Origin of the sequence: Prescottella equi (assembly GCF_002094305.1) — a bacterium.
Lineage (GTDB): Bacteria > Actinomycetota > Actinomycetes > Mycobacteriales > Mycobacteriaceae > Prescottella > Prescottella equi.
On record NZ_LWTX01000005.1, the window covers coordinates 1 to 7,264 of the forward strand.

The 7,264-nt window shown below is 70.8% G+C and carries 1 protein-coding gene; it reads right to left on the reverse strand.

What is annotated here, in order from left to right; all coding sequences use genetic code 11:
* The coding region (locus tag A6I89_RS13930) for a non-ribosomal peptide synthetase (protein ID WP_084978814.1) at positions 1-7,189 on the reverse strand (7,189 nt) is incomplete at its 3' end.
* Positions 7,190-7,264 lie beyond the last annotated feature (75 nt).

Consider the following 7,264-nt stretch of genomic DNA (forward strand, 5'->3'; position numbering starts at 1 on the left):
CGACAGCCACACCCTTCGGCCGACCCGTCGAACCCGACGTGAAAATCACATACGCAGTGTTGCCGGACCGCAGCGGAGCATTCCGCTCGACGTCGGCGATCGGACCGTCGGCGAAGTCCGACACGTCGACCGTGTCGATCTCCACGCTACGCAGGCCCGGCACGTCACCCGCGTCACGCGACGTGGTAAGCAGCAGCACGGGATTCGCGGTCGCGAGGATGTACCGGTTGCGCTCGGCCGGCTGATCGGGGTCGATCGGCACATACGCACCACCGGCCGCGAGCACCGCATACATGCCCACCAGCAGATCCACCGACCGCCGCATCCCCAGACCCACCAACGAGTCCGGCCCCACACCCTCCGCAATCAGCAACCGCGCAGTACGCCGCACCCGCGAAGCGAACTCCGCATACGACAGCGACTCACCCTCGAACACCACCGCAACCGCATCCGGCGTCCGCGCCACCTGCGCCTCGAACAGATCCACCAACGTTGCGTCCGGCACCGGCCGCGACGTCGCGTTCCACTCCCCCACCACCAACGACCGCTCGACCTCGTCCAGCAGCTCGATGTCGCCGACGACCCCCGACGGTGTGGCGGTCACGACCGACAGCACGCGAAGACAGCGGTCACCGAGAATACGAATCGTGTCGGCGTCGAACAGTTCCGTCGCATACGTCAGGTCGATCGTCAGCCCACGGTCGGGCGCGCCTTCCGTGACCGTGACTTGCAGATCGAACTTCGCTGTCGTCGAATCGAACTCGACGTCCGAGACCGCGAGCCCACCGAGTTCGAAGCTGGTGAGGCCGAGGTTCTGGAACGTCAGCATCACCTGGAACAGCGGATGCCGCGCCTGCGAGCGCGCCGGGTCCAGAATCTCCACCAGCCGCTCGAACGGCACGTCCGCATGCGCGAACGCCGCCAGATCGGTCTCCCGCGTCCGTGCCAGCAGGTCCTCGAACGAGCCGGCGGCGTCGACCTCGGTCCGCAGCACCAAAGTGTTGACGAACATGCCGATCACGTCGTCGAGAACAGCCTCGCCACGACCCGCGACCGGCGTGCCGATCGCGATGTCCGACGTCCCACTCAACCGCGCCAACAGCACCGACAACGCCGCATGCACCACCATGAACGGCGTGACGCCGCGGGTGCGGGCGAGCTCGGCGATCGCCGACTGCAGGTCCGCCGGAACCTCGACTGTGTGGCGGGCGCCGCGGTACCCGGCGACGGCGGGCCGCGGCCGGTCCGTCGGCAGGTCCAGCTGATCCGGCAGCCCCGCAAGGGTCCGCTTCCAGTACGCGACCTGCGTCGACATCGGCGATTCCGGATCGTCCTCCGAGCCGAGGACTTCGCGCTGCCACAGCGTGTAGTCGGCGTACTGCACCACGAGCGGCGCCCATGCGGGCAGCGTGCCCGCCGAGCGGGCGGCATACGCGGTCATCACGTCGCGCGTCAGCGGACCCATCGAGAATCCGTCGGCAGCGATGTGGTGCACGACGAGCACCAGCACGTGCTCGGTGGGCGAGACCGCGAACAGACCCACCCGGACCGGGATATCGGCGGTGAGGTCGAACCCGGCGACCACCATTCGCTCGACGAGCGCCGGCAGGTCGGCCTCCGTGACCGCCTCGGCGGTGAGCGTGCCCGCAACCTCGGAGGTCGGGCGAATCGACTGGTAGCCGACACCGTCGACGTCGGGGAACACCGTGCGCAGCGATTCGTGCCGGTCCAGCACGTCACCGATTGCGGCAGAGAGCGATTCGACGTCGAGGTCACCCGACAGCCGGATCGCCAGCGGGATGTTGTTCACCGCAGATTCCGGTTCGAACCGGTTCAGGAACCACATCCGCTGCTGCGCGAGCGACAGCGGGATCCGGTCCGGGCGCGGCGCGGCCACGAGGGCCTTCGTCCGCGCACCGGTGGACGCCGACACCCGTGCAGCGAGGGCCTCGACGGTGGAGGCGTCGAACAGGACGCGGACCGGGACCGTGGTGTCGAGCGCCGCGCCGAGGCGGGCGCATACCTGTGTCGCCAGCAGCGAGTTGCCGCCGAGCTCGAAGAAGTCGTCGTCGCGGCCCACCCGGTCGACGTCGAGGACGTCGGCGAAGACCGCGGCGACGGCTTCCTCGACCGGAGTGCTCGGGGCCCGGAATTCCCGCGCCTCGAACTCGGGTTCGGGCAGTGCCTTGCGGTCCAGCTTGCCGCTGCCGGTCAGTGGCAGGCGGTCGAGAACCACGAACACCGCCGGCACCATGTACGCCGTGAGGGAGCGGGCCGCGAACTCCTTCAGTTCGGCCACCTCGATCGACCGATCCGCGGCCGCGACCACGTACGCGACGAGCTGGTCACGCAGCACGACGACGGCGGTCTGGGCCACCGTGTCGTGCCGGGCGAGAACGGATTCGATCTCACCGAGCTCGATGCGGAAGCCGCGCAGCTTCACCTGGTCGTCGGCGCGGCCGACGTACTCGAGCACCCGGTCCGCGGTGGTGCGCACGACGTCACCGGTCCGGTACAGGCGCGAGCCGGGCAGGCCGAACGGGTTGGCCACGAACCGTTCCGCCGAGAGCGCGGGACGGCCGAGGTAGCCGCGGGCGACTCCGGCACCGGCGAGGTACAACTCTCCGGGGACGCCGGCCGGGACGGGCCGCAGGCGGCCGTCGAGGACGTACGCGTCGGCGCCGCGGATGGCCCGACCGATCGTGACGGGCTCGCCGGGGACGAGGGCGTCGGAGATGTTGGACGCGACGGTGGCCTCGGTGGGACCGTACGCGTTGAACATCCGGCGGCCCGGCGCCCATCGTGCGACGAGTTCGGCCGAGCAGGCCTCGCCGCCGACGACCACGGTGCGCAGGGCCTCGAGGCCCGCCGGGTCCACCGAGGCCAGGGCGGCCGGCGTGACGAACGCGTGCGTGACGTGCTGCGTGCGCAGGAGGTCGGCCAACTCGTGACCGCCGTAGATCGACGTCGGGGCGATCACCATCGTCGCGCCCGCACCGAAGGCCATCAGCAGTTCCAGGATCGACGCATCGAAGCTCGGGGATGCGAAATGCAGTGTCCGCGAAGCGGAATCGATGCCGTACCGCTCCACCTGCTCGGCCGCGAACGCGGCCAGGCCGGTGTGCGTGACCACGACGCCCTTCGGCACACCCGTGGAACCGGACGTGTAGATGACGTACGCGGCGTCGGTGACGCGCAGCGGTGCGGTGCGGTCCGCGTCGCTCACCGGAGCATCCGGCTGCGCGGCCACTTCGTCCGCCGTCGCGGGGTCGTCGAGCACGAGCCACGGCACCGCGGCGGGCAGGGCGCCCTCGTGTTCGGTGCGGGTGATGCCGAGCAGCGCCCGGGAATCGGTGACCATGTGCGCGACGCGGTCGGCCGGATAGTGCGGGTCCACCGGAACGAAGGCCGCGCCGCTCTTCGCGACGGCCCACACGGCCACGACCGACTCGATCGAGCGAGTGAGCGCCACCGCGACCACCGTTTCCGGGCCGGCGCCGCGCGCGATCAGTGCGCGCGCCAGTCGTGACGACTGCTCGTCGAGGTCCCGGTACGCGACGGTCCGCTCGCCCGAGACGAGCGCGGCCCGCGCCGGATCCGCGCTCGCGGCAGCGGACAGGATCTGCGGCAGCAGCATCGGGGCCGGGCCGGCGTCGCCGGACGCGGCGGTGAGCGCGGAGCGCTCCGCCGCATCGAGGACGTCGATGTCACCGACGACGACGGACGCGTCGGCGGCGACGGCCTCGAGCACGCGGACGAAGCGGTCGGCGAACACCCGCATCGTCGACGCGTCGAACAGGTCGGTCGCGTACGTGAGGTCCACGTCCAGTGCGCCGGTCGCGGAGTCGCTCTCGGCGACCGTGACGGCCAGATCGAACTTCGCGACAGCGGCGTCGAAGTCGACTCCCGACACTGTCAGATCACCGAGCGCGAGGTCGGTGCGGTCCATGTTCTGGAACGACAGGGCGACCTGGAACAGGGGGTGACGGGACTGCGAGCGGGCCGGGCTCAGTGCCTCGACCAGGCGCTCGAACGGCACGTCCGCATGGCCGAACGCCTCGAGATCGGTGGCGCGCACACCGGTGAGTAGTTCGGTGAAGGGGCGGTCGCCGCGGACGTCGGCCCGCAACACCAGGGTGTTGACGAACATACCGACCAGGTCGTCCAGCGCTGCCTCGCCGCGGCCCGCGACGGGGGTACCGATCGCGATGTCCGACGTGCCGCTCAGACGCGCCAGCAGCACCGACAGGGCCGCGTGCACCACCATGAACGTCGACGCCCCGTGGTCGCGGGCGATCGCGTCGAGTCGCGCCGCCGTCTCGGCACCGATCGAGAAGCGATGCGAGGCACCGTTGTTCGAGGCGACGGCGGGACGCGGGCGATCCGCGGGCAGATCCAGGCGGTCGGGCAGATCGGCCAGGGCGCCCCGCCAGAACTGCATCTGCTGGGCGATGACCGACTCCGGGTCGTCCTCGCTGCCGAGCACCTCGCGCTGCCACAGCGCATAGTCGGCGTACTGCACCGCGAGCGGCGCCCGTGACGGGGCCGCACCGGCCGACCGCGCGGCGTACGCGGTGACGATGTCGCGCGTGAGCGGATTCATCGAGAAGCCGTCGGCGCTGATGTGGTGCACCACCACCACCAGCACGTGCTCGGTGGGCGTCACCGCGAGCAGCCGCATCCGGAGGGGGACGGCCGCCGTGACGTCGAAGCCCTGCGAGATCGTCCGCGCGACGGCGTCGGCGACGTCGGACTCGCGCACCGGTTCCGCGGCGAGATCCACCTTCACCCGGTCGGCGGGCAGGATCACCTGGCTCGCGGCGCCGTCGATCTCCGGGAACACGGTGCGCAGCGACTCGTGCCGCTCGATCACGTCGGACACGGCCTCGCGGAGAGCGTCGACGTCCAGCGCGCCGGTCAGCCGGATCGCGACGACGATGTTGTTCGCCGCCGAGTCGGTGTCGAAGCGGTTGAGGAACCACATCCGCTGCTGTGCCATCGACAGCGGGAGCGTGTCGGGGCGCTCCTGCGCCACGAGCGGGGCCCGGGTGTCGCCGCCCGCGGCCACGGCCGCGTCGACGAGTGCCGCGAGCTGCGCGACGGTGGGGGCGTCGAAGAAGTCGCGCACATCGATGCGGATGCCCAGGTCGGCGTTGATGCGTGCGACGACGCGGGTGGCGCTGAGCGAGTTGCCACCGAGCGCGAAGTAGTCGTCGTCGACGCCGATGCGCTCGGCACCGAGGACCTCCGCGAACGTCGCGGCGAGTGTCTCCTCGGTGGGGGTGGTCGGTGCCCGGTACTCACTCGCGAGCGACGAGAAGTCCGGGGCCGGAAGGGCCTTGCGGTCCAGTTTGCCGCTGGCGTTCAGCGGGAACTCGGCCAGCGCGACGAACAGCGACGGCACCATGTACTCGGGTAGGCGGACGCTCACCGCGGCGGCCAACTCGTGCCGGTCCACGTCGGCGCCGCCGTCGGTGACGACGTACGCCACAAGGTGGTCGCCCAGGTCGGCGTCGGCGTGCACCACGACGACGGACTGCGACACTGCCGGGTGGTCCAGCAGCGCCGACTCGATCTCGCCGAGTTCGATACGCAGACCGCGCAGCTTCACCTGGAAGTCGGTCCGGCCGATGTACTCCAGCTCACCGGAGCGGCCCAGCTTGACCAGGTCACCGGTCCGGTACATGCGCGCGCCCGGTGCGCCGTACGGGTCGGCGACGAATCGGTCGGCGGTGAGGTCGGGACGCTGCAGGTAGCCGCGGGCCAACTGCACGCCCGCAAGGTACAGCTCACCCTCGGTGCCGGCCGGGACCCGCCGCAGGCCCTCGTCGAGGACGTACAGGGCGGTGTCGGCGACCGCCGCACCGATCGGGACCGTCGTCTCGTCGTCCGCGGTGACCTCGTGGAACGTGACGTCGACGGCGGCCTCGGTGGGCCCGTACAGGTTGTGCAGCGCGGCGCCGGAGATATCCCGGAAACGGGCCGCCGTCTGCGGCGGCAGCGCCTCACCCGACGCGAAGACGTTCCGCAGCGTCGCGACGTCCTCCGCGCTCGGCTGTGTCGGGTCCCCCGCCGCTCCGCTCGCCAGCGACGCCACGAACACCGACAACATCGAGGGCACGAAGTGCGCGACGGTGACGCCGCGCTCGGCCATGATCCGCGCGAGGTACGCCGGATCCCGGTGCCCGTCGGGCGCCGCGACCACCAGTCGTGCACCGACCTGCAACGGCCAGAAGAACTCCCACACCGACACATCGAACGTGAACGGCGTCTTCTGCAGCACGACGTCGGCGTCGGTCATGGGGTACATGTACTGGCGCCAGCGCAGGTTGGCCACGATCGCCCCGTGCCCCACCGCGACGCCCTTGGGCCGGCCGGTGGAGCCGGACGTGAAGATGACGTACGCGAGGTTCTCCGCCGACAGCGGCGCCGACCGGTCCGCATCGGTGACCGGCGTGTCCGAGTGGGCCTCCAGATCCAGGGCGTCGACCGCGACGATCGGGGTGTCGGTGTCCAGGGTCAGCTCGTCCCGAGTGGTCGTGAGAATCACGACGGGACGCGCGATGTCGAGGACGTAGCCGAGGCGGTCGGCGGGATGATCGGGGTCGAGGGGCACGTACGCGCCGCCCGCCTTGACGATCGCGTACATGCCGACGAGCAGCTCGAGCGAGCGCCGGATTCCCAGACCCACCAGGCTGTCCGGTCCCACACCGAGTGAGATCAGGTGGCGCGCGAGACGATTGGCACGCGCGTCCAGGTCCGCGTACGTGAGGGTGGCGCCGGCGTACTCGAGCGCGACCGCGTCGGGGGTGCGGGCGACCTGCTCGTCGAACAGCGATGCGAGTGTTACGGCCGATCCGGCCGGCGCGGCGGTCGCCGAGTCGCCGAGCACCTCTACAGCGTCCGCGAACAGTGTGTTCAGCAGCCCGGGCAGTCCCCCGGTCTCGGGGGCCTCGAGCAACCCGGGCGCCACGGTCGACAGCACGACCGGGACGAGCGCATCGATGCCGAGCACGCCGCCCATCGCGGCATCGAGGTTCTCGATCTCCTGCTTCAGCCGGGCGTACGTGACGGTGGTGTCGCCGACGGTCAACGCGATCCGGTCGGCATCGACCTCGACCACACCGGCGAGAAGCCTGGGCAGGTCCTCGATCGTCAACGCGTCGACTCCGGGCTGCTGGGCCGCCATGTACTTATCCTTCCCGACATCTGAAAACTTCGATCGCTCGATGCGGGGGAGCCGACGGATCGGCTCCCCCGCATC